The organism is Priestia sp. Y58, assembly GCF_029522095.1.
Classification (GTDB): Bacteria; Bacillota; Bacilli; order Bacillales; family Bacillaceae_H; genus Priestia; species Priestia megaterium_E.
Map to the genome: position 1 here is coordinate 31,627 of NZ_JAKWFL010000011.1, position 23,085 is coordinate 54,711.

A 23,085-nucleotide genomic window follows, 5' to 3' on the forward strand; every position below is an offset into this window, starting at 1 on the left:
CTTTTACTACATTAATTTTTGTTTGCAAACAGCTTGCCAATTTGGTCAGCAGCAATTTGCATAGGAACTGTACTATTTTTAGTTAATGAAAGAGTATAAGCCCCTTCAATCCAAGACTGTATAGCTGAACCTAGCTGTCTTGCTTCCTCTTGTTCATAACCTGAACAAACTACCTTATCTGCATAAACTTGCTCCCACTCGTTATACACGGCTTCACAGGCCATACGAAGCGTTTCGTTTGATGACCATACTTCACTTGACATAGCAGCGAGGGAGATATCTGCTTCATTTTCCACTTGTTCAAACATTCGATCGGCCATTAGTTTTATATGATATTGAATAGCTGACGCGGCATCTTCATGAGAAGCGAGGGATTTTTCGATATAAGCTTTGACTCTTTCCCCCGTTTTTTGAATAGCTTCTTTTGCTAATTGTTGTTTTCCATCCGGGAAATAATAATAAATAGATCCTCTCGGAGCGCTGCTTTCTTTTGTAATTTGACTTAGACTGGTGGCGTGATAGCCTTTTTTGCGAAAAAGTTTAGCAGCTGCGCTTAAAATCTTTTCTTTTGAATTGGTTGGTTCCATCAAAACAGCTCCCTAATATAATTACTAGTTGATCGGTCAGTATAATGGTAGCAACTCTATACTAATCAGTCAATCTAGACGTTGAGGTCTTGTATATAAGTGAAGATTGATGCAAGATTCACAGGTGTAAGCATTGATTGAAATGTTAAGAATAAGGTTACAAAGTATTTTGGACCTATACTTCTATTACTGTTAAAAAAATATGATTAAGTAATGAAATTAAAAGAAGACGAGAAGCGTATAGCATGTTACGATAGGGACGGTATAGAAATTGACACATATCGGTTTCTAATAGAAGATACAAATTTTAAAATTTTTAAATGTAAGGTTGTGATTCACCTGAGACTGAATAAATTTATTAGCGAATCTGGCAAAGCATCAAGACGCGGGGCAGATAAGTTAATTAGTGAAGGAAGAGTAACCGTTAATGGAAAGGTTGCAAAAATCGGAGATCAAGTTAAGCCTGGCGATGATATTCGAGTAAGCGGCCAACAGCTTCGGATTGCTCGAAATAATGTATATATTGCACTTAATAAACCAGTCGGCATTACAAGTACGAGTGAAAAAAAAGTAAAGGGAAACATCATTGACTTAGTCAATCACCCTTTGCGTATTCATCATGTCGGACGACTAGATAAGGATTCAGACGGCTTAATTTTACTTACAAATGACGGCGATATTATTAACGAAATTTTACGTGCAGAAAACAAGCATGAAAAAGAATATATTGTTGCAGTAGATAAGCCAATTACACCGGAGTTTATTAAAAACATGTCTGAGGGAGTGAAAATTTTAGGTACACAAACGCTTCCTTGTAAAGTGACACAGCTGTCTAAGTACGAGTTTCAAATTATTTTAACACAGGGCTTAAATCGTCAAATTCGCCGTATGTGTGAAGTGCTCGGGTATGAAGTATACCGCCTTCAGCGTACTCGTATTATGAATATCCATTTAAACAACTTACCGGTTGGACAGTGGAGAGATTTAACGAAAAAAGAGCGTACGCAGCTATTCAAAGAATTAGACTATGAACCTAAAGAGTGGTAAATCAAAAGACACCAGCCTGTTAGACTGGTGTCTTTTTTTATTCGCATACAACTACTTGTCTAGAAAATACGCTTTTGCGCGCTACGCAGCGATCTGAAATAGAAAAGCCAGCTTCATGAATCATATGGTCAATCGTATCTACTGTAATCACGACTACTTTATCCGCAAAGCGGCGAGCGTGTTTTAAAATAGAAAGCTGATCTTCAGGCGTCGCGTGGGTGTAGAGATTGTAAGGCATGTCGATGATCGCTACATCATAGTGAGTGGTAACATCCGAAATCGGTCCGGTTTTGACATCACCCTTTAAGCCGAAATGCGCAATATTTTCACGAGATCCGTCGGTCACAAGTGGGTTGATATCACGTCCTACAATATCAATGCCCATTGAAAGAGCTTCTACGAGGACTGTACCAATACCACAGCATGGATCAATCGCTTTGATTCCTTCAGGGTTTGGAACGGCAATGTTAGCTACAGCTCTTGCAAGGCGGGTACTGAGTGCTGTAGAGTATTCACGCGGTTTTTTCAAATGATGCAGCCATACAGCTTCGCTTTTTTGATATTTCCCAAAATACCAGCGTCCTTCAAATGGAACAATGCCAAACAAATGGTCAGGGTTATGCAAGTCTGCTTCTGCTACAAAATGCCAACCCACATCACGTTCAATAGCACGCTGACCTTTATAACTTACTTTTTGATCTTTTTCCAAGTCATTAATTTTCATGAAAATGAGTTTAAATGTTTTGTCTCCAAGGTCAATATCTTCTACTTGCTTACAAATATCTGCAAGGTCATCTGATTCATACATAATATCTAATCGCTCTTTGATAAAAGGGCTTCTGCTTGGATCAAGTTTAACGGCACTTTTTATGATAGGTTTCTCAGTTTCAATTTCAAAAAGAGAGCGTCTCTCTAATTGGCATAGTGAGAGTTCCTCTTCGCTGCATGCGTATGTGTAGATATACTGAGGCAGCTGCGTATGGTTATTCAATATCGTATCATCCTTTATCGTATCTAATTATCCTTCTTCTCAAACAATAGCGAGAAAAGAAGAGAAAAGCAACGAATTTAAATATATTTGGCCGTGAATACTAAATTGAAGCGCTACATAGTCCACTTATTTGACAAAACATGCTAAAATAACTGGTGATAACCTGCATGTGCTGCTGTTTATACAAAAGAACTGGATCAAGGTTTCTCAAAAATCATTTACACACTGCTGACATTTTGATGAATAGGAGAGGCTACGTGATGTCTAAAAGTGATCATGAAAAGCAACAGATGAGTCGGGCTGATATGAAAAAACAAGCCAAAACATCCTCGCAAAACCTTGTGATGAACGTACTCATTGCCATTGTATCTGTATGTATTTTAGCTCTTATTATAAATGTTTTTGTACTAATGAAATGAGCCGTTATGCTGCTCATTTCTTTTTATTAGGTTCAGCTTTTATTGAAGCGTTTGAGGTCTCTTTCACTAGAGAGCACATTGTGAATAGCATATCTTTTTTTAACAAATGATAGTTGTGATATGATGAAGCAATAATACATTAGACAAAAAGCTGGAGGTTACTTAGTATGCCATTACTTAGATTTGATGTAATAGAAGGAAGAGATGAAAAAGAGTTAAAAACATTACTAGACGCTGCTCACCGAGCGATGCTAGAAGCCTTTGGCGTGCCAGAACGCGATCGTTATCAAATTGTACATCAGCATCCTGCTCATGAAATGATTATTGAAGATACAGGTCTTGGCTTTGAGAGAAGCAAGGATTTGGTTATTATAAGCGTAACAAGCAAACAGCGAACAGAAGAGCAAAAGCAAGCTCTTTACAGATTAATTGTAAAAGAGCTTGGAGAGAGCTGCGGCATTCAGCCAAACGACATTATGATTTCGATTGTTGAAAATGGTAATGCTGACTGGAGCTTTGGCATGGGAGAAGCTCAATTCTTAACTGGGAAATTATAAAACGGTTTATTATCTAGAGAAGCCCTTATTTCTAAGGGCTTTTTCTCATTTTGTCTATAAAAATATTATTCTCTTAGTCACATCTTACTCAAAATTAAATACAGACATCTGTCAAATGAATGATACAATAAGCTTATATGCCATTTTGAGTGGAAAAACCATAAAAGAGTTCGGCGTACTAATTTTAGAACAACAATAAATTTACATAAAGATGTAAAGATTTAAAGGTTAAAAGAGAAGTGTATAAAATCTGTAAAACAAAAGAACAGTTACGCGTTAAACATAGGAGTAAAAGGTTCTTCACGTGTTTTTTCGGATAATAAGAGAAAGTAATTTTGATCATTGAGGAGGAACTTAGAATGTTTGGATTTGATGCAGATGTATCGCCACTGGTGCGAATTAAAGTAATTGGGGTCGGCGGTGGAGGAAATAACACCGTTAACCGTATGATTGAACACGGTGTACAAGGAGTAGAATTTATCGCCGTTAATACGGATGCTCAGGCGCTTAACTTATCTAAAGCAGATGTGAAAATGCAGATTGGTGCGGCCTTAACGCGAGGATTAGGTGCAGGAGCTAATCCAGAAGTGGGAAGAGAAGCAGCCGAAGAAAGCAGAGAACAAATTCAAGAAGTACTGCAAGGCGCAGATATGGTATTCGTAACAGCTGGCATGGGCGGAGGAACTGGTACTGGAGCAGCTCCGGTTATTGCCCAAATTGCCCGTGAACTAAATGCTTTAACAATTGGAGTAGTCACTCGCCCGTTCAAGTTTGAAGGAAATAAACGTACGAAGCAAGCAGTAGGCGGTATTACTGCGATGAATGAATCGGTAGATACCCTTATTGTGATTCCAAACGACCGCTTGCTTGAAATTGTCGATAAAAAGACGCCTATGCTTGAAGCATTCCGTGAAGCAGATAATGTTCTTCGCCAAGGTATTCAAGGTATTTCAGATTTAATCGCTGTGCCGGGGCTGATTAACCTTGACTTTGCTGATGTAAAAACAATCATGTCTAATCAAGGATTTGCGCTTATGGGTATCGGACGAGCTTCCGGATCAGACCGGGCAATTGAAGCAGCGAAAAAAGCGATTTCTAGTCCGCTGCTAGATGCATCGATTGATGGAGCACGAGGCGTGCTGTTGAACATTACGAGCGGCAGCAGCTTGAGTCTTTACGAAGTACAGGAAGCAGCAGATATTGTCACGTCCGCTTCTGATCAGGACTTAAATATGATTTTTGGATCTGTGATTAATGAAGATTTAAAGGACGAAATGATGGTAACCGTTATTGCCACTGGATTTGATGATGAAGATGTTTCACCATCAGCTTCTACTTCTAGAGTTTCAAGAGCACGCTACTAAATTAAATAACCAGCTTTTATGGTAGCAATTGTTTTTCAATTGCCTTAAAAGGGAATCCGGTGCAAATCCGGAGCGGTCCCGCCACTGTAACAAGGAGCCTTATGTCAAAAAGCCACTGTCTATTTAGAGACGGGAAGGCGGTATAAGGCAATGACTTGAAGCCAGGAGACCTGCCATAAATCTCAGCACACAATAACCTACGAGGATAGGGAGGTGTTTTGGCAGAATCAAAAATAAGATAAACAAGGGATACGTTTATCTGAATTTGTTGTGAAGACAAGCACTTCTTTTTAGAAGTGCTTTTTTGTGTATTAAAATAGAAGGTGGAAAAATCAATGATAAATAATAAAAAACTCGTATCTATGATATTTCTCGTGTTACTTTGCCTCACTGCTTGCGCTCCTAATGAAGAGAGCGTAAGTATAAAAGAAAGAAAGAAAACGGATAAAAGTGTGACGTTTTTATTTAATTTTACATCTGCAACGCTTGATCCTCATAGGGACGATAATTATACAGCAGTTCGTGCGGGAGTAGGGGAGACGCTTGTTAAAATCAGCGACGATTTAAAAATAAAGCCTTGGCTTGCTGAAAAGTGGGAAACGAAAGATAACGGCCTTACATGGACATTTATGATAAGAAAGAACATCACGTTTCAAAATGGAAAAGCGCTGGATGCAAATGCCGTTAAGTCTTCTCTTCAAAGAACGATAGATCAAAGCTATGCGATGAAAAACGCTTTAAATATTAAAGAAATGAAAGCGAACAGTCATGCGCTGACAATTACATTAAAAGAACCAATGCCTAAATTTCCTTCTGAGTTAGTGCATCCAAACACAGCTATTATAGATGTTGATGTTTCTAATATAGCTAAGAAGCCCATTGGTACAGGGCCATTTCACGTTTTGACTTTCGATCAAGGAAATCAAGTGAAGTTAGAAAGATATGAACATTATTGGAATGGAAAAGTGAAATTGAAAAATGCGATCTTTGCATTTAACGAAGATGCTAATGCGCGAGTTGCGGCTCTTCAGTCCGGGACAGCGGATATTATTTATCGGCCGCCTTTAGAAAGCTTGAGCACTTTACAAGCGAATTCGTCTTTCAAAGTAAGTGGAGTACCTAGTGTGCGTACTCATTTATTGCTTTATAATCAAACCAATGACTCATTAAAAGACGAAAATGTAAGAAAAGCTATCGATACTTTATTGAACCGAAAAGAAATTGTCAGTAGCATAATGAACAATCAAGCGGCAGCGGCTCGAGGTCCATTTTTACCTCAATTTCCTTTTGCTGATAATACTGCTAACGAGCAAAGAGGTATGACATCTGCTAGAAAATATTTAGAGAAAGCAGGCTATCAAATCAAAAATGACAAAGCAATCAAAAATGGAAAGTCACTATCGCTCTCTCTTGTCACATACAGCTCTCTGCCAGAACTGCCTTTAATTGCTCAGCTTATACAGTCTAATGCGAAAGAGTTAGGAATTACTATTAAGATTCACCTAGTTGAAGATAGCGATGAATATGTAATGGCAAAAGATGATTGGGATTTAGCATTGTACAGCCTTATCACAGCACCTAGAGGGGATGCCAGCTATTATTTAAGCACGAACTATTTGCCGGGCGGTGGTTTAAATGCCAGTCGGATTAATGACGATACGCTAACAAAAATGATAGAACAGTTAAATTCAACCGTAGATGACGCAAAACGAAATCAGCTAGCCAAGCAAGCAACCGCTTTGATTAATAGAAAAATGCTGACATCATCGATTGTACATCCAAACATTGTTGTTGCTTATAATCAACAAGTGAAAAATTGGACAACAAATCCAAGCGAGTATTATATGCTGACTCAGCATTTAGACGTAACGCCGTAGTCAATATTGTTGTTCCTATAGGAAAACGAGAAAGTATACAATGATAGATAAAAGGATGTGACAGTAAACGTGCAAGAAGTACAAATGTATCAAATTAAAGAAGTAACAGAAAAGGATGCGAAAGTGGTTCAGTTTGTCATGAATATGCGGAATGAGCTATTTCCTATGCTGGAAAAAAATCAGCTTCCTGTGGATTTGCTTCATTTTAATGAACATTACGTTCAAGCGAAAGACGCTGCTTTTTTTGCAGCTGTTACGGAAAATCAACAAGTAATTGGAACAATTGGTTTATACGCTTACGATGGAAGGTTTCATGCATTAAAAAAGCAATATGAACATAAAACTGCAGCTGAGATTGTAAAATGCTATGTCGATCCAGCGTACCGGCGTCTAGGCATTGGACAGCAGCTGTTAAAAGCAGTGGAACAATTTGCTCAAAATCATTTTTATGACACGTTGTATCTGCATACTCATCCTTTTTTACCGGGGGCTATCCCATTTTGGACTTCACAAGGTTTTATCGAAAGGCTTGCTGAACAGGAAGAGCCATGGAATACGCTGCACATGGACAGAAAAATACAACCAGTCGTAATGTAACGATATTATACAGTAATTACCATAGAATCTAGATAAGAGCTCATGCTATAATAAGCGTACTTACATTTATAGCCTGTAGGGCAAGTCCTTACAGAAAAGAACCACGTTTCGAATTGGCTGAAGCGTGGTTTTTTTCTATGAAAAACAAATAACAAAATATTTTTAAAAATATATATGAAATCGCTTTCAAAATAATGAAATATATTATATAATTACTAGTGTTGTGTTGTACTTTGTTAGTGTTAAATCAATATCCTACATGTGTGAGCCGACTGCCTTATGGTAGTCGGCTTCCTTTTTATGGTAGTATTCTAAAAGGAAATAGCATTCTTTGAAATGGCTGTAATCGTCATGACAATAGTTGTCCCAAAGGCCCATTTGAAAAGAAAGAAAAGTCGCAATCATTCCAAACCCTAACAAAGAAAGCATTATCCATCACCTCTTAAAAAGTTAGAAAATTCTATTAATTTATATTATAGCATTAGAATTAATGTTAAAGTTTGGTATTTTTAAATAAGGTAGCTTCAACCTAAAACTAAAAACTAAAAAAGCCGCCTTGTAGGCGACTGGTTTAAGCTAGGTCAGCTGTTATGGACTGCTTTTGAAGGTGATCAGACAGCAGGCTGTAAGCAATAATTTTCTTTTTATACTGTTTTACGACATCGACGTGATCATGATAACTGTATACGCATAATCGAACATCGTTTTTTCCTTTTTTCGTATCGATAACCAGTGGAGTTTCACTGTCTTCTAGGTGTTTATAATAGTCCTTATTTCCTTCATGGACATAATATTGTTTTAAAAATGTTGCTTTATTAAAATAATCAATCACTTGCATTTTATCTTTGCCTTCTAGATGTTTCCCATCAACTGTGACAGTAACGTTTTGATCATCAAGTGTTGGGTGTAATTGAAATTTAGTCATAAGCCATTTGACCACTGGAGTTGGAAGACACGTTATTAATATTTTGAGTGCACTTACAAGAATGATGGAAAGTAATACAATCCACGTCATAGTTAATCATCTCCGCTATAGTTTAAATGAAATAAGATTACATACCTATTTTATCACAGAGAACATGAGTGCTTTTTGTACATTATGTGAACCTTCCTCAGTGAAAAGATGTATATGAAATGCGTTTATTTATGCACATTTAGGGAAATATAAAATTATAACAAATACTACATATAAAAAAGGAGAAAAAATTATGTTGTGGACGATTATTGGACTTTTATTTATTTTTTGGTTATTAGGATTAGTTTTTCATATTGGCGGCGGCATCATTCACATTCTTCTTGTCATTGCAGTGATTGTGCTAATCGTAAAACTTGTGAAACGAATTTAGATATAAAAGGCCTTTCCTTAGGGAAAGGCCTTTTATATAGAGAGACTATAAAAACAAGACGTATTTTGATATAAAAAATCATATGTCTCCGTTACAGAAACTCCTTTGAGACGTGCTATTTCCTGAACGGACTGATGTATCATTGATGGAACCGTTGTGTGGTTTTGAAAAGGTCCTTCAAATGGCCACGGACCATCTGTTTCCACCATCAAGTAGTCAAGAGGGTATTCCATGACAAGCGCTTGGATTTTAGGCTTATATACAATATCGGGTGTAACTGAAATATAGTAGCCGTTGTTTTTCATTCGTTCAACGGTTTTTTTAGCTCCTTTGAACCAGTGGAAGTGAGCTTTAGACACAGAATGTTTTTCTAATAAGTCGCATACGATCTCAGCGTCTTCATATACAGCATGAAGAATTAACGGTTTACCCCATTTTTTTGAATGAACAATAAAAGCTTCAAGCAGCTCCAAATAGGGCTCTAGAGAAAGAGTGTATGTCTGACTTAAGTAATAAGGTAGACCAACCTCCCCAACAGCTATCATTTCTTCATTGTTTTGATCAATCCAGGCAAACAGTTCCGCTAATTCATTTGAAGAAGGCAGCATTTGTTCAGGATGAAATCCGTAGGCGGGTTTCACGCAGGAATACAATTGGCTAATTTTTTGATTAAGTTGGCAAGAGTGTAATGTGGAAGATACAGAAATAAGCGCTTTTAACGAAGGATCCTTCTCTATTATTTCTTTCCAGCTTTTCGGTTCATATTGATCGAGGTGAATATGAGAGTCAATGATTTGTTTCATAAATATCGCTCGCTCCTTTCAGCCCAATTTGTTTAGAAATAATACGTAAGAAAATGTATGCTTCTGTTAGGCTTCTATCTTATTTTTTATGTGTTTTTTGTTCTCCCATTTAGCAATAGATGAAAACGTATAAATAATAAGAGCTAACCAAATAAAATTAAAAGCAATAACATGAGCTTTTGTTAGCGATTCATGGTATAGAATTACTCCTGCTAGCAGAGATAAGGTTGGTGAAATATATTGAAGAATACCAAGCATTGATAATGATACTTTTTTAGCACTTTTTGTGAATAATAAGAGTGGTAGAGCTGTGACCATTCCACTTCCGATTAATAAAAGACTTGTTAGGGGATTAATATATTGTCCAAGGCTCGCTTCTACTATTTTTCCATCAATGACAGCCCACATAAAAATGCCCCAATTTGCACTAATAAGTACAGACGCAGTAAAAAGGGACCAGAATAAGGATGGTTTCTTCATTATTTCTTTTACAAACGTAATGTATGTACGCCAGTTCTTTGTTATCAATAAAAGAATAAGCATAAAAATAAAAGACCAAAAAACGCGCTGAGCTAAAATCTCTCCTGGTGCTACGTGGTGAACCAGCTTCCAATAAATTGGCGTGAACCCCCACATTAGATAAGAAAGGACTGCATACGTTACACCATCTTTGTCATGATTTAAGTTCATTTAAAACTTTCCTTCTAACATGAGATAAATTTGGTAATAAGAGTCATAGATTAACATAAAAAAGCAGCATAAACGATTATATCACAGAGAAAAACGATTTTTCACATGTTGAATGGCTCAAAAAAGCGCTATGCGCAAGGTCATTGCTTTTCCATGTCTAAAATAAAATCAAATTGCGTATTTCTAACAAGGTAAGTGCTTACACAAGTGTGCATGATAAGCGCTCTTTCAGCTTATATTCAAGTGGTTATGAAAAACAGTTGATTTCCCCATTAGAAACTGTCAAGCTTAAGGAAGAAAAAAATCTTAGAGGAAAGAATATATAGGTGACGAATATGATCGAAATAAAAGCGTCTGCGATAAGCGACGGAGAATTTAACAGAGGTGTATTTGCTAAGCAAGATATTAAAAAAGGAACGCTTATTCACGAAGCCCCTGTTATCGCTTATCCTAATAAAGAGCATGATTTTATTGAGAAAACAACACTAGCGGATTATGCTTTTGAATATGGAGTGAATCATACGGCTATTCTTTTGGGATACGGTATGCTGTTTAATCACTCGTATACACCCAATGCTACGTATGAAATTAATTTTGACAATCATACCTTTGATTTTTATGCATATACGGATATCCAAGCAGGAGAAGAAATTCTCATCAACTATAATGGAGATGAAGATGATCAAGAGCTCCTTTGGTTTGATCGTGAAGATGAAGAAGAGCAAAAGTAAAAAGTTAAGCCCATCGATTTTCGATGGGCTTTTTATTATGCTTTTTTATCTGGATACATAGTAGAATTCAAACGGATAAATTGGTAAATATGCGTAATAATAACTTTTAAAACGGCATATCCAGGGACGGCTAAAATGATACCGATGATTCCGAATAAGTTTCCGGCGGTTAGAATGACAAAAATGACTGTAATCGGGTGAATGTCTAGGCTTCTTCCCATAATTTGCGGAGATATTACTTTACCTTCAAGCAATTGAACAACTGCCCAGACAATGGCTAGTTTTACAAGCATGAAAGGAGAGGTAATAAACGCAATAATAATGGCTGGGATAATGGCGATAATAGGACCAAGGTAAGGCACAACGTTGGTTACCATGGCGATAATCGCTAGAAGTAATGCATAATCTAACCCAATAATCAGATAGCCAATGAAAAGCAGTACACCTATACAAATCGCAACAAAAATTTGCCCGCGAATATATGCGCTTAATGCGTGGTTCATGTCGGCTAAAATGAATTTAGCTTCAGAACGAGATCGGTTTGGAAGCAGTTTTACAATATAATTAGGTAAGTTTTTCCCATCTTTTAATAAGTAAAAAAGAATAAAGGGTAAAACGGCAACCGATAATATAATTTCTGTAATGGTGCCGACAAAGTTTACAATACCGCTTGAAAATCCAGAAACATATTTACTCAAGTGTTTTGATGCATCTTTGGAAATCTTATCTAGGTCCGTGTTAGCCGACTGAAGACCTTGTTCGACATATCGGTTATTCGAAAGGTTCGTCACCGCATGCTGAACGTCATGCGTCAGCTCTGGGATATTATCAATAAGACGGTCAACTTGATTTTTTAGAGGCGGAATAACCGATGAAATAATAATGGCTAATGCGCCGATAATCACTATGTATAAAACAAGAATGGAAATAATTCGTTTTACACCTTTTCGTTCTAAAAAGTCAACAAGCGGATTAAATAAATAAAAGCAAATTCCTGCTAGGATAATCGGCAGTGCGATTGTTTTAATAAAAATAGAGATAGGAATTAAAATAAATCCGATTTTTGATAATGAAAAAATAGTCATGCTGAGAATAAAAATAATAATTGTATATACAACAAATTTATTATTTAAGATTTTTTCTCGGAAAAAAGTTCCTTTCTGAGGTCTAGGTTCCAAGCTGTTCAACTCCTTTTAAAAATAAATGTATAGTTATCATACCCTGATTTAGACTAATTTAAGAGGGTTTTTTACAAAGAAGTGTGCATACTAGTAGAAAATCTTCTAGAAAGAAGGGGTGAAATCATTGAAAGAAGACAAACAACCATCGTATGATGATTTCTCTACAGTAGAAAAAAGCCATGAGTATATAACCGCTGAAGAATTTCCAGACGGTCCTTTCGGCTCTCCTGTTAATCAAAAACTGGGGAAATCTACTTCATGGGAAGAAGGGCAGCGAACGTATAGCGCATTTAATTATGAAAACAAAAATCTTCATGAAAAAGCGCAAAGATTATTTCCAGGCGCGCATCCTGTACATGATAACCCAGAGGAACATGAACAAAATCCAAGTTAATGTCTTTATTATGCTCTGAATATATTGCCCTATCTTTTTGCTGAATTATGTTGACAATAAGCAATTTAGCCTGTAATATAAAACGTAACTTATCACTGTTTCTACAGGATTCGACAAAATTTGATTTACTTAAACTTGTGATCTCAACTTCTATTTACAGCTATTAGAGCGCTGTAAGTAGAAGTTTTATTTATGTTATCGATCAAAAAGAAAAAAGCAGGTCTGCTCAAGCAGGCCTGCTTTTTTTATTATTGAACAGCGTCAAATTTATTTACTTTCCACTGAGAATTAGATTTATAGAATGTGACAGTTCGTTTTACGCTGCCGCCATCTACAGTTGGAACTGTGAATTCATAAGAGCGAACTGTTGCTGTTTGATACACAAGCTTTGTTTTTGCTTTTGACCACTCTAACATGCTGAATCCGTCGCCGATTGGATGTGCAAGTTTGCCATTATATGTGATATAGCCGTAATTTGTTAATCCTTTTTCTACTGCACTATTTGTAAATGTCTCAGATAAGTAGCTTGATAGCTCAGCTTTTGTATCAAATTCAGGGCAAAGATACACGTACTCAGTTCCTTTATATTCAAATGTACGTTCTGTACATGGTTTGTTTTTATAACCGTGCAGAGCACTCCAGAAATGATTGCTGGCACTAGCTGCAATTTTGACAGCATTTGCATCCGTTAGTGTTGTAGATGTTGTTTGTGCTGTAACTCCAGTGCTTAGTGTAAAGAAAATAGCGATTGATGATAAAACTAGTCCAATTTTTTTCATTTCTAACTCACTCCTAGTTAATTAACCTTATTTATGTAACAATTATGTGTTTTATATTTCTTTTGTTACATTTATATTACAATAAATCTGTAATAAAAGAAAGTGTTTTGTCTTTTTTTCTTAAATTTTTTTAGTTTTTTGCTAGTTTCTAAAATAGATATAGTAAGGGAATTACCAGTTAAATGCTGATTTATCAACGTTTTCAGGCGTTCCTTTCTGCTTTTTAATCTTTTTGTTACAAAAGGATTGTTTGTAACAAAACTGTAATAAAAGAAACTTAATACCTTTACGATACAGAAAAATAAAGATAAAACGGTGAAAAAGTGAATGTGAAAACTGTTTTTTTCTTTTTTAGGCATATTTCTTTTGTCATTTTCAGCTTTTTAGTAGGGTAGATTAAGCGGAGGCGAAATGATGAAAGGCATTACACATAGTGAAAAAAGTGGAATAGCAGGTATGAAGTACAGAGATCTTCAGGAGATGCCCCCTCAAAGAGGAGAAATTCAGAATAAAAAAAGTCCCAAGCGCTAACTGGGGACTTTTTTATATAATCAAACGTTTGTTTAAATGAAAGAAACAAGGTAATAACAGTTTTTTAGCGCTTTTTTATCATAACCACCAAGCCAATAAAAAGGTAACAAATCCTCCTAGTATCAAAAATCCCATGCTGTATTTGAGCGTGTATTTAAACAGTTCACTTTCTTTTCCAGCCAGTCCCACTGCTCCGGCAGCGACGGCAATTGATTGAGGAGAAAGCATTTTAGCCATCACGCCGCCGGCAGTATTGGCCGCTACGAGAATAACTGGCAAGACATTAATTTGCTGAGCTGTAGTTAGCTGCAAGTTGCCGAACAGCGCATTATTTGATACGACAGACCCAGTTAGAAATACGCCAATCCAGCCAAGAAATGGAGATAAAAATGGAAAATAAGCAGCTGATGTAGCGAGCGCCAATCCAAGTGTAGAAGACTGTCCTGAATAATTTGAAATAAAAGCAAAAGCAATGACCATCATAATAGTAATAATAGGTTTTGATAATTCTTTTACGGTTTCTAAAAGAGTGGTCCATGCCACTTTTGGTGATACGTTAAGCAAGAAAACTGAAAGGACACAAGCGATAAGAATTGCTGTACCTGTTGCTGCAAATACGTCTATTTTTAAGATAGCAGCGTAAGGCGTAGGATTTTTTACTAAAGGCGCTGCTTTAATTACGTGATTGTGTAAAAATGGGACGTTAATAAGCAGGTTCATATGTTCAAGCATCGTTTTGACAAAAGAAATGCTCCAAGCCGTAACGAGTATCGTTAAGAGAATAAAAGGAGACCAAGCCTTTAAAATCTGTTTTGGTGACAGGCTGAAGCCTTTAGCTGCTGCCGGGCTTATTCGTTTAATATAAAAAGCAAGAGCAAGCAAACTCACAATAGAAGATGTGATATTTGGAAGTTCAGGGCCGATGTATGTAACAGTTAAATACTGTGTCAGTGCATAGGAAACGGCTGTGATGCTCGTTGCTTTCCATACGTCTTTTAATCCTTTTATCCCATCCATAATAAAGACAAGTAAAAAAGGGATAAGAAAAGAAATAATCGGAAGCTGCGTGCCAAGAAAATGAGCAATTTCTTTTGGATCTATGCCAGATACTTGTCCTGCGACAATTACAGGAATCCCCATGGCGCCAAACGCTCCTGAAGCTGTATTAGCAATTAAACATAGCGCTGCTGCTTTTAACGGCTTGAACCCAAGTCCAACTAGAAGCGCTGCTGTAATGGCAATCGGAGCTCCAAATCCCGCTGCCCCTTCTAAAAAAGCATTAAAGGAAAAAGCAACAAGCAGCATTTGCAAGCGGGGGTCATCGGTTATTGAAATAATAGATTGTCTGATGGTAGTAAACTGTCCGCTTTTGACAGTTAGCTTGTATAAGAACACCGCTCCGATAATAATATAGCTGATGGGCCAAAGTGCATACAGAAACCCATAGCCTGTGGCTCCTAAAACCATTGAGGCAGGCATATCATAAAAATAAATAGCAATAATCATAGAAAGAAGCACCGTAATACCGGCAGCAATATGTCCTTTTAATTTCAAAAGAGTTAAAGCAATAAAGAAAAAGATAATGGGGATGAGTGCAATTAGTGCAGAAAGCCAAATATTATCTAACGGATTATATACCTGAGTCCACGTCATATTCATACACCTCTACTACATATTTAAAACAAGGGAGCGGGGGAGTCCCCCGCAAAAATCTTTAGATGTTATACAAAAGCTCTGTCGCGAGTTTGCTTAAGAATGCTAGCAGAGTGCTCTAGCTGCTGCTGTTCGTGAGGAGTTAAATTCAATTCAATAATTTGACGCACGCCGTTTTTATTAATGATAGCTGGCACGCCGATATACACATCAGAAATACCGTATTGCCCTTCTAATAAAGCAGATACCGTTAAAATAGAGTTCTCATCATCTAAAATAGCCTTGGTAATGCGTACAAGCCCCATTGCAATTCCGTAATAAGTCGCTCCTTTTCGATTAATAATATGGTAAGCCGCATCGCGGGTTTGTTCGAATAGATGCTGCATATCCGGTTCTTTTTCAATAGCGGCAGTATTGATAAAATGTTCAAGCTTCACACCGCCAATTTGCGCGTGGCTCCAAACAGGAAATTCCGTATCTCCATGTTCCCCCATAATATAAGCGTGGACGTTGCGAGAATCTACTTCGAAATAGTCGCTTAACAAGTAGCGGAAGCGAGCTGTGTCAAGAATCGTTCCTGAACCAATTACCCGTTCGTTTGGTAATCCTGATACTTTTTGTGTAACGTGTGCGAGAATATCAACTGGATTTGTTGCCACTAAAATGATGCCGTCAAATCCGCTGTTCATAATATCTTTTACAATGCATTCAAAAATTTTAACATTTTTTTCAACTAGATCTAAGCGTGTTTCCCCTGGAGCTTGATTAGCGCCCGCTGTAATAACTACTAAATCAGCGTCAGCACAGTCTTTATAATCTCCAGCCCAGATTTTCATCGGTGTGGCAAATGGCATTCCATGATTGATATCGCGTGCTTCGCCTTCTGCTTTTTCTTTGTTCATATCGATTAACACTAATTCATTGGCAATACCTTGATTCACCATTGAAAAAGCGTAGCTTGAGCCAACAAAACCAGTTCCGATAACGGCAACTTTTCGTGTTTTTGGTGTAAATTGTGTTTTCATTTGTATCATCCTTTGAATTTTATTTTGTGATGTTTTTCACAATATTAGTGTAACAAGAATAAATACCCTCGGCTGTGATAAAAATCACACCTTAAAAAATAGTAAACAATTTTACAGGGTGATTTAAAAAAAGGTTCTTCTACATGAAGTGCCACATTTAGAAAGATCTTAAACGTTTAAAGTGTTGAGTAAAGGCAACTTGTTTTGCAGAAAGCTAAAGAGTTTAACATTCTCTATTTGTATGTTAACAGCCAATAATGTTTCTATAGACCCACACGAAATCCATTTGTTACACTAAGTTTGCTTATTTTTAATAAAGGAGTTGAAGGGATGGAGAACTACTATGAGCAAGCCCAAAAAGGCGCTTGGGTTAGTATCTTATCATATATCTTTTTATCGGCATGTAAACTTATTATCGCGGGTATCACCGCTTCCTCTGCATTAAAAGCCGACGGTCTTAATAATGTTACAGATATTATTGCATCAATTGCCGTCTTAATCGGCTTAAAGATTTCTAAAAAACCTCGCGATAATGATCATCCCTATGGACATTCCAGAGCGGAACATATCTCTTCACTTATTGCTTCTTTTATCATGATGGTCATCGGACTAGAAGTATTGGTCGATGCGGGTCAGTCATTATTTATGGACAAATCTGAAGCGCCTAATTTACTGGCTGCTTGGGTAGGTCTTGGAGCGGCTGCTGTTATGGGGGGTGTCTACCGATATAATATTAAGCTTGCTAAAAAACTTGATAGCCAGTCTTTATATGCGGTTGCTAAAGATAATTTGTCTGATGCACTTGTGAGTATAGGGGCTGTTGTGGGAATTTTCGGCTCACAATTCGGCTTGCCCTGGCTGGACGTGGTAGCTGCTTTTGTTGTGGGAATTATTATTTGTAAAACAGCCATCGAGATTTTTAAAGAAGCGGCTCATTCCTTAACGGACGGATTTGATGAAGAAAAGTTAGGGCACTACAAAGAAAGCATCGAGCTTGTAGAAGGTGTAAAAGAAGTAGAAGATGTGAAAGCGCGCAAGCTTGGTAATCAAGTCGTAATTGATGTAACTGTTAAAGTAGATCCCCATTTAAATGTTATCAAAAGCCATGAAATTGCTGATCAAATTGAACATATGATGAACGATGAGCATCAAATTAAAGATACGCTTGTTCATATTGAACCTGATGCATACGAAAAGCAAAAATAAAACCAGCACGTTCTTTCGTTATGAAAGGATGCGCTGGTTTTATTTTGCGGGAATTTGAAATAAATCACAAAAACTTCTTCAAAAATGAAAATGAAAAGCCGTTATTAGTAATATAAAGATTTTTGTAGAAGGGTGAGGGAATGAAGAGGTTAAGTGCAAAGCTCGTAGTATTTTTTAGTATTTTTATAGCTATTTTATTATTAGTTGTTTCAGGGGCTGTTTATCAATTTACCAAAACGCAAATAGAAAAAGATGTAGAAGTTCAGTCTCAAAGTCAAGTGAAAGAGTTAAAAGAAACGATTCATACGTACTTAGACATGTATAGTCGTTCTTTGCTGACGTATAGTGAAAACGATGTAATTGTTAATTTTGTTAAGCAGGAAGGAGGTCAAACAAACCAAGAGAAAAATCCGTATTTTACATGGAACACAGTTCAAAAAGAGTTTACACAGTTTAAAGAAAAGTATCCAAACCTAGCACTTGAATACATAGGCACTAAAAATAAAGGAATGTATTCTGTTCCTCAACAAGAGTTTGGTTCAAACTATGATCCGACTTCAAGGGTGTGGTACAAACAAGCAGTAGAATCACCTAATGAGGTTATTTATACGGATCCATATGAAGATGCAGCAACGAAAAAGACGGTCGTGACAATTGCAAAGGCTATTTTAGATCCAGATACTAAAAATGTGCTGGGCGTTATAGCTACTGATTTAGACTTAGATGCATTAAAAAATATTGTAGGTAAAGCAGAAGTAAATCACGGGGGGTATGCATTTTTATTTGATCAAAATGGCACAGCGCTCGTTCATCCAACAGAAGCTGGGAAAAATTTAATGAATCAGCCATTTATGAAAAAAATGTACGAAGCAGACCGGAATAGAGATTTCATGAAGTATACCTTTCAAGGTGAAGAGAGAGTGATGGCATATGATACTCTCGAAGGGACGAATTGGAAGATAGGAAATGCCTTTATTTATAATGAAATGCTCTCAAGCGCTCATCATTTACTGACTGTTATTGTCTGGATTGCGTTAATTGGCATCTTATTATCAGTGGTGTTAACCATCTTTTTCTCAAGAATTATTACTAATCCGATTCGCCGTTTGAAAAATGAAGTAGCCAAAGTAACAGCTGGCGATTTAACGGTTCAGGTGAAGACGAAGTCAAAAGATGAAATTGGTGAGCTTACTCATTTATTTAATGATATGGTAGCCAAAATGAAAACATTGATTGGCACGGTTCAGACGTCTGTTGAGACAGTAAAAACGTCTGTTGAAGACTTGAGTGCCGTATCTGAAGAAGCAACTGCATCCAGTGAGGAAATCGGCCGGGCTATCCATGAGATTGCCAGCGGTGCCACGCAGCAAGCTTCTGACGCTGACTCTACTAATCATAAAACGATGAGTTTATCTTCGCAAATTGAAGAAGTCATTGAACAAAATGCACAGATTAATAAAATGACGATTGAAGCTGTAAGCATCAATGAAAAAGGTTTAAAACAGATGCAGCTCCTTCGCAACCAAACCACTGAATCGTCTCAAACGATTCACGCTGTTCAAGCTGTAATGGAAGAGTTAACAAATAAGATGAAAAAAATTGAATCTATTATTTTCACGATTAATAGTATTTCAGATCAGACAAATTTACTTGCATTAAATGCTAGTATTGAAGCAGCTCGTGCAGGAGAACATGGCAAAGGATTTGCGGTAGTAGCTGAAGAAGTGCGAAAACTTGCTGAACAGTCCTCTCAGGCCACTGAACAAGTTCGCCATACGATTGCAGCGATTCAAGGTGAAGTCGCTGCTGCGCGTGAAGAATGCAACCGTACAGAAGAGCTTTCAAAGTCTCAAGACTTTGTGGTAGGAGATACAGAACGCGCTTTTCATGAAATTGCAACTACGATTGAACAAGTGGCGGCGGCTGTCGAACATGTGACAAGAAGCATGGACAGTATCGATGAGCATAAGGAAGACGTGGTAGCGGCCATTCAAAGCATAGCGGCTATTGCACAGCAATCAGCAGCGGGAACTGAAGAAATTACCGCTTCTACAGAAGAACAAATTAGAGCTATTTCTACTGTTTCTCAATCAGCTGAACATCTGCAAGAGATTAGTGAAGAATTGGCGAACTTGATTCGTCAGTTTAAAATTCAATAGAAAAAAAGCTAGGACAAAAGTATTTTAGTTAAAAGAAAATCCGAATGATGAATTGAGATTCTTGATAAAGAATTTAACTCGTTCGGATTTTTTTATTGATATGGTGGACGCAAGTTTCATGTAGGTGGCTGCTTCTAGCTGGTGATGGGAGGGCAAGACGAAGACTCCTGCGGGAAAAGCGGAACAGGTGAGACCCCGCAGGAGCATAAGCGACGAGGAGGCTCACCGGCCGCTCGCGGAAAGCGAAGTTTTGCACGGAAATCAGCAGCGGTGTCTCAAGCGGTTCAGCGTATTTCTTCTATATTGTTTGCCTTTAGCTAGTTGTGTGTTAACCTCTCTTTTATGTTTAATAGGAAAGCAACTTGCTGTAAGGCACAAAGACTTGCTGAGTTGGAGGTGCAACAGCTGACACGCGCTGATGTGTAAACGGATGTATAAAAGAAAGCTTAATGGCATGTAAAGCTTGCTGCTGATCTTTTAATCTCTTTCCTCCATAAAGAGTATCACCAAGTAACGGGTGGCCAATGTGACTCATATGAACACGAATTTGGTGAGTGCGTCCAGTTTCGAGCGAAAGTTCAATAAGCGTTTCGTTTTTTGTCGTATTGCGTTTTAACACCTGATAACGTGTTTTCGCAGCTTGTCCCGTTCTAGATACTCTTCTTCTTGTAGCGTGATGACGATCACGTCCAATGGGTTCATTGATGATTCCGTCCTCTTTTTTTATGATTCCTTGGACGAGGGCAATATAAGTCCGATTAATTTTACGTTCAGCCAGCAGCTGATCAAACACAGAGCTTGCTACAAAATGCTTCGTGAATAAGATAGCACCTGATGTATCGCTGTCCAAACGGTGAACGTGTCTAGGCTTTGTTTTGAGGCCTATTTTTTGAAAATAAGCAGCTACAGCATTTAAAAGAGTTTTTTGGTCTTGCTCTGATGAAGGATGAGTATCTAGATTTATTGGTTTGTTTACGATTAGTACATGCTCATCTTCAAACAAAATCTCTATATCAACATTGTAAGGTGTTATTTCATTAGGCTCTGCTTCAAAAAAAGGGAGTGACATTTTATCATGTTCCTTAAGAGTGTTTCTCCATGGTAAAGGCTCACCGTTTACAAGCACATTTTTATTCATCCGAAACTGATGCAACGTTTTTTTAGGAATACGCCATTTCGTTTTTAAATAATCTTCAATTGTTTGCCCTGCATCATTTTTTGCGATTTTATCTTCTAGCCATTGGCCGTGTATACTCATATTTAATCCCTTCCTTACATACTAGTAAATATCCTTTAATCTTTTAAAAGAACTTGTAAATAATTAGGAGGAAATAACTACCTGAAGTTCTCGTTTTATGTTTATGTTATGCTAAATAAAGAGACATAAGTTAAGAGAAAAAAGGGGGGGTAACCATGAAAATTGCCCAAGCAGCTCCGCCAGAAATGGAGAATTACATAGAAGAGTTGACTGAACAGCTTCGCTATGACTTGTTACCTCGGTATGTATCTGTAGATAAGCTTAATCCTGATGAATTATTAAATCCAGATTATTGTACAGACCATTTATATAATGGCTTACTCGATGAAGCATTGCAAGTCATTAGTAGCCTTCAGACAATAATTGCCGTGATTGAAGCGATTCAACATCGGCCGATTGAAGAAAGCGACTGCGAGCAATTCGAAAAAAATATTGCAATTTTAAAAAAATACGGGTTCTTATTTCCTGTTTCCATTAAGTGTTTTGCAAAAGAAAACAATTTGATTACGTATTCGTATGAATCGTTTTATAATTCATACATAAATTGAAAAGAAAAAAGCATGATTATTCCATGCTTTTTTCTTTTTTTAATGAATTTTGGCTTTCAATTGGATAAAAAAAGAACTTGTGATATCGTTAAATTCGTATAAAGTTTTTATAGAAGCATGAAATCAAATACTATTGCTTTTCTTATAACAAATAAATTGAAAAAATACAGATGTATAACGTACTGTAAATTATGTAAATCATACTAAATAATGTTATGATTAGACAGGCCGTATAAAGAAGAGCATTTATCTTTTATAAGATTACAAAACGTTTCAATCTTATTACATATGTTTAAAATTAGCCTAAATGGTTTCTTTTTACGCCTATATCATATACAATGCCCCCTAGATGATTTTTTCGAATAGCTAATAATCGTTTGGGATTATGAAAGGAGATTAATCATGAAAAAACTGATGTATACATTGCTCATTGGGTTAATTGCTGCAGCTTTAACAGCATGCGGTTCAAACGATGATGCAAAGCAATCAAAAAGTGATGATCAGAAAACTGCACAAACTGAGAAGCAAAAAGAGGCTCAGGAAAAGCAGGAAAAGCAAGCAAAAGAAATGCAGAAGAAATTAGATAAACAAAAAGTAGATGAGAAGAAAACCGTAGCGGTTGTAAACGGTAAAAAAGTTTCTGGTGAAGAATATAATGCAGCCTTGGCTACATCACAAAATCAGTACCAACAAATGGGACAAGACCCAACATCTAAAGAAGCAGCTAAACAAGTAAAGCAGCAAACAATTGACAATTTAGTAGGTCAAACACTGCTATTGCAAGAAGCTGAAAACAAAGGCTATAAAGCAACTGATGAAGAAGTAAATAAAAAGTTAAAAGAAACGAAAAAGCAGTTCAAAACAGATAAACAGTTTAAAGCGGCTTTAAAAGATGCAGGACTAACTCAATCACAATTAAAGTCTGAGCTGGCTGACAGCATTAAATATCAGCAGTACGTAGATAAAGACATCCAAACACCAGAAGTAACAGATAAAGAAATTCAAGATTATTACGATCAATTTGCAAAACAAAGCCAAAGTCAAGCAAGCGGCGGTAAAGAACAATCTCAAATGCCAAAGCTTGAAGACGTAAAGCCACAAATTAAGCAGCAGCTTGAACAACAAAAGAAACAAGAAGCATTGGAGAAAAAAGTTGAAGAACTTAAGAAAAATGCAAAAGTTGAAGTGAAGCTTTAAATACAAATGAAACGGCCCTTTAAAGGGCCGTTTTTTTTGTTATGTACATTTATTGCTTCTTGTCAGTAAAAAGGGGTGCGTGAAAGATTTTATTGTATTTTGACTTATAAGGTAAAAAGTGTTCTGATGGTTTGCCTTTCATCCT

General features: G+C 36.9%; 25 protein-coding genes and 1 riboswitch. Of the genes, 14 read left to right on the top strand and 11 right to left on the bottom strand.

Annotated features, from left to right (window positions below; translation table 11 throughout):
- Positions 1-11 precede the first annotated feature (11 nt).
- The gene (locus MMB68_RS23955) at positions 12-587 is read right to left on the bottom strand and encodes a TetR/AcrR family transcriptional regulator (protein ID WP_221785186.1); all 576 of its coding nucleotides are present in this window, start codon (positions 585-587) and stop codon (positions 12-14) included.
- 330 nt (positions 588-917) lie between these two features.
- On the opposite strand from MMB68_RS23955, the gene rluF reads away from it, so the two are divergent.
- On the top strand, positions 918-1,634 hold the full coding sequence (rluF, locus tag MMB68_RS23960) for a 23S rRNA pseudouridine(2604) synthase RluF (RefSeq protein WP_221785185.1): 717 nt from the start codon (positions 918-920) through the stop codon (positions 1,632-1,634).
- A gap of 37 nt (positions 1,635-1,671) precedes the next feature.
- Here the strand turns inward: rluF and MMB68_RS23965 are convergent, their stop codons facing one another.
- Positions 1,672-2,625 (bottom strand): TRM11 family SAM-dependent methyltransferase, encoded by a 954-nt coding sequence (locus MMB68_RS23965; protein WP_277549443.1) that lies wholly within the window; start codon positions 2,623-2,625, stop codon positions 1,672-1,674.
- 260 nt (positions 2,626-2,885) lie between these two features.
- Between MMB68_RS23965 and MMB68_RS23970 the strand changes: the two genes are divergently transcribed.
- From MMB68_RS23970 to MMB68_RS23990, 5 genes are all read left to right on the top strand, one after another.
- On the top strand, positions 2,886-3,044 hold the full coding sequence (locus tag MMB68_RS23970) for a hypothetical protein (RefSeq protein WP_013055238.1): 159 nt from the start codon (positions 2,886-2,888) through the stop codon (positions 3,042-3,044).
- 167 nt (positions 3,045-3,211) lie between these two features.
- Positions 3,212-3,601 carry a tautomerase family protein gene (locus MMB68_RS23975; protein ID WP_013055239.1) on the top strand — a complete coding sequence of 130 codons (390 nt, stop codon included), beginning with the start codon at positions 3,212-3,214 and terminating at the stop codon, positions 3,599-3,601.
- A 359-nt stretch (positions 3,602-3,960) separates the two neighbouring features.
- Entirely contained in the window at positions 3,961-4,965 is a 1,005-nt protein-coding gene (ftsZ, locus tag MMB68_RS23980; RefSeq protein WP_013055240.1) for a cell division protein FtsZ, read from the top strand.
- 2 nt (positions 4,966-4,967) lie between these two features.
- Positions 4,968-5,157: riboswitch (cobalamin riboswitch) on the top strand.
- A 143-nt stretch (positions 5,158-5,300) separates the two neighbouring features.
- Positions 5,301-6,842: a nickel ABC transporter substrate-binding protein gene (gene nikA, locus MMB68_RS23985; RefSeq protein WP_221785183.1), complete on the top strand. Its 1,542-nt coding sequence runs from the start codon at positions 5,301-5,303 to the stop codon at positions 6,840-6,842.
- Between the two features lie 69 nt (positions 6,843-6,911).
- Positions 6,912-7,439: a GNAT family N-acetyltransferase gene (locus MMB68_RS23990; RefSeq protein ID WP_221785182.1), complete on the top strand. Its 528-nt coding sequence runs from the start codon at positions 6,912-6,914 to the stop codon at positions 7,437-7,439.
- 255 nt (positions 7,440-7,694) lie between these two features.
- Here the strand turns inward: MMB68_RS23990 and MMB68_RS23995 are convergent, their stop codons facing one another.
- Both MMB68_RS23995 and MMB68_RS24000 read right to left on the bottom strand, forming a co-directional pair.
- Positions 7,695-7,868 (bottom strand): hypothetical protein, encoded by a 174-nt coding sequence (locus MMB68_RS23995; RefSeq protein WP_269871633.1) that lies wholly within the window; start codon positions 7,866-7,868, stop codon positions 7,695-7,697.
- Positions 7,869-8,010: 142 nt separating this feature from the next.
- Complete coding sequence (locus MMB68_RS24000) at positions 8,011-8,454, bottom strand: YfmQ family protein (RefSeq protein ID WP_025753014.1); 444 nt, start codon at positions 8,452-8,454, stop codon at positions 8,011-8,013.
- Positions 8,455-8,647: 193 nt separating this feature from the next.
- On the opposite strand from MMB68_RS24000, the gene MMB68_RS24005 reads away from it, so the two are divergent.
- On the top strand, positions 8,648-8,785 hold the full coding sequence (locus tag MMB68_RS24005) for a lmo0937 family membrane protein (RefSeq protein ID WP_013055244.1): 138 nt from the start codon (positions 8,648-8,650) through the stop codon (positions 8,783-8,785).
- A 32-nt stretch (positions 8,786-8,817) separates the two neighbouring features.
- Here MMB68_RS24005 and MMB68_RS24010 read toward each other — a convergent pair whose 3' ends face one another.
- Positions 8,818-9,588 carry a TatD family hydrolase gene (locus tag MMB68_RS24010; RefSeq protein ID WP_221785181.1) on the bottom strand — a complete coding sequence of 257 codons (771 nt, stop codon included), beginning with the start codon at positions 9,586-9,588 and terminating at the stop codon, positions 8,818-8,820.
- Positions 9,589-9,654: 66 nt separating this feature from the next.
- Positions 9,655-10,278 carry an EamA family transporter gene (locus MMB68_RS24015; protein WP_269871632.1) on the bottom strand — a complete coding sequence of 208 codons (624 nt, stop codon included), beginning with the start codon at positions 10,276-10,278 and terminating at the stop codon, positions 9,655-9,657.
- Positions 10,279-10,613: 335 nt separating this feature from the next.
- On the opposite strand from MMB68_RS24015, the gene MMB68_RS24020 reads away from it, so the two are divergent.
- Positions 10,614-11,009 carry an SET domain-containing protein gene (locus MMB68_RS24020; RefSeq protein ID WP_025753011.1) on the top strand — a complete coding sequence of 132 codons (396 nt, stop codon included), beginning with the start codon at positions 10,614-10,616 and terminating at the stop codon, positions 11,007-11,009.
- Positions 11,010-11,044: 35 nt separating this feature from the next.
- On the opposite strand, the gene MMB68_RS24025 is transcribed toward MMB68_RS24020, so the two are convergent.
- The gene (locus MMB68_RS24025; protein ID WP_013081622.1) at positions 11,045-12,187 is read right to left on the bottom strand and encodes an AI-2E family transporter; all 1,143 of its coding nucleotides are present in this window, start codon (positions 12,185-12,187) and stop codon (positions 11,045-11,047) included.
- A gap of 127 nt (positions 12,188-12,314) precedes the next feature.
- Here MMB68_RS24025 and MMB68_RS24030 point away from each other — a divergent pair, with 127 nt between their 5' ends.
- Complete coding sequence (locus tag MMB68_RS24030) at positions 12,315-12,584, top strand: hypothetical protein (RefSeq protein ID WP_014461729.1); 270 nt, start codon at positions 12,315-12,317, stop codon at positions 12,582-12,584.
- A 248-nt stretch (positions 12,585-12,832) separates the two neighbouring features.
- Here the strand turns inward: MMB68_RS24030 and MMB68_RS24035 are convergent, their stop codons facing one another.
- The 3 genes from MMB68_RS24035 to MMB68_RS24045 form a co-directional block, all read right to left on the bottom strand.
- The gene (locus tag MMB68_RS24035) at positions 12,833-13,363 is read right to left on the bottom strand and encodes an IseA DL-endopeptidase inhibitor family protein (RefSeq protein ID WP_013055250.1); all 531 of its coding nucleotides are present in this window, start codon (positions 13,361-13,363) and stop codon (positions 12,833-12,835) included.
- Positions 13,364-13,972: 609 nt separating this feature from the next.
- Positions 13,973-15,553 carry a lactate permease LctP family transporter gene (locus MMB68_RS24040; RefSeq protein ID WP_221785179.1) on the bottom strand — a complete coding sequence of 527 codons (1,581 nt, stop codon included), beginning with the start codon at positions 15,551-15,553 and terminating at the stop codon, positions 13,973-13,975.
- A gap of 62 nt (positions 15,554-15,615) precedes the next feature.
- Positions 15,616-16,572 carry an L-lactate dehydrogenase gene (locus tag MMB68_RS24045; protein ID WP_013081626.1) on the bottom strand — a complete coding sequence of 319 codons (957 nt, stop codon included), beginning with the start codon at positions 16,570-16,572 and terminating at the stop codon, positions 15,616-15,618.
- A gap of 330 nt (positions 16,573-16,902) precedes the next feature.
- Between MMB68_RS24045 and MMB68_RS24050 the strand changes: the two genes are divergently transcribed.
- The 3 genes from MMB68_RS24050 to MMB68_RS24060 all read left to right on the top strand — a co-directional run bounded on the left by MMB68_RS24050 (position 16,903) and on the right by MMB68_RS24060 (position 20,258).
- Positions 16,903-17,778: a cation diffusion facilitator family transporter gene (locus tag MMB68_RS24050; RefSeq protein ID WP_277549444.1), complete on the top strand. Its 876-nt coding sequence runs from the start codon at positions 16,903-16,905 to the stop codon at positions 17,776-17,778.
- A 140-nt stretch (positions 17,779-17,918) separates the two neighbouring features.
- A complete protein-coding gene (locus MMB68_RS24055; RefSeq protein WP_277549445.1) occupies positions 17,919-19,937 on the top strand; it encodes a methyl-accepting chemotaxis protein in 2,019 nt (672 codons plus the stop codon).
- A gap of 141 nt (positions 19,938-20,078) precedes the next feature.
- A complete protein-coding gene (locus tag MMB68_RS24060) occupies positions 20,079-20,258 on the top strand; it encodes a hypothetical protein (RefSeq protein ID WP_277549446.1) in 180 nt (59 codons plus the stop codon).
- Between the two features lie 25 nt (positions 20,259-20,283).
- On the opposite strand, the gene MMB68_RS24065 is transcribed toward MMB68_RS24060, so the two are convergent.
- Positions 20,284-21,195 (bottom strand): RluA family pseudouridine synthase, encoded by a 912-nt coding sequence (locus tag MMB68_RS24065; RefSeq protein ID WP_221785175.1) that lies wholly within the window; start codon positions 21,193-21,195, stop codon positions 20,284-20,286.
- Positions 21,196-21,350: 155 nt separating this feature from the next.
- Between MMB68_RS24065 and MMB68_RS24070 the strand changes: the two genes are divergently transcribed.
- Positions 21,351-21,743, top strand: coding sequence for a DUF5365 family protein (locus MMB68_RS24070; RefSeq protein ID WP_221785174.1), 393 nt, complete (start codon positions 21,351-21,353; stop codon positions 21,741-21,743).
- A gap of 402 nt (positions 21,744-22,145) precedes the next feature.
- Positions 22,146-22,940 carry a SurA N-terminal domain-containing protein gene (locus MMB68_RS24075; protein WP_025752999.1) on the top strand — a complete coding sequence of 265 codons (795 nt, stop codon included), beginning with the start codon at positions 22,146-22,148 and terminating at the stop codon, positions 22,938-22,940.
- The last annotated feature ends 145 nt before the right edge of the window (positions 22,941-23,085 follow it).